The sequence below is a fragment of the Frankia tisae genome (genome assembly GCF_025403405.1).
GTDB classification, from domain to species: Bacteria; Actinomycetota; Actinomycetes; order Frankiales; family Frankiaceae; genus Frankia; species Frankia tisai.
The window spans coordinates 1-426 of sequence record NZ_JANEZT010000839.1; the positions used below are offsets into that span (position 1 = coordinate 1).

Below are 426 nucleotides of genomic sequence, written 5' to 3' on the forward strand. Positions count from 1 at the left end.
GTTTGCAATTTGTTGGGTTGCATATATTCAATGGGAGTCTACAATCGCATCATTTACACAATCTATTAATATTTCAATGGCACAATATAGTGTCTTATGGACAATTAACGGAATAATGATTTTAGTAGCACAACCATTAATTAAACCGATTCTCTATCTGTTAAAAGGAAACTTAAAGAAGCAAATGTTTGTCGGCATCATCATTTTTATGTTGTCGTTCTTTGTCACGAGTTTTGCTGAAAACTTTACAATATTTGTTGTCGGTATGATTATTTTAACTTTTGGAGAAATGTTTGTATGGCCAGCAGTTCCAACTATAGCCAATCAGTTAGCGCCAGATGGTAAGCAAGGACAGTACCAAGGTTTTGTGAATTCAGCTGCTACAGTAGGAAAAGCATTTGGTCCATTTCTTGGTGGTGTATTAGT

At 35.0% G+C, this 426-nt stretch carries 1 protein-coding gene; it reads left to right on the forward strand.

The window, feature by feature from the left end; all coding sequences use genetic code 11:
* The coding region (locus NBZ85_RS34260; protein ID WP_261563517.1) for an MFS transporter at positions 1-426 on the forward strand (426 nt) is incomplete at both ends.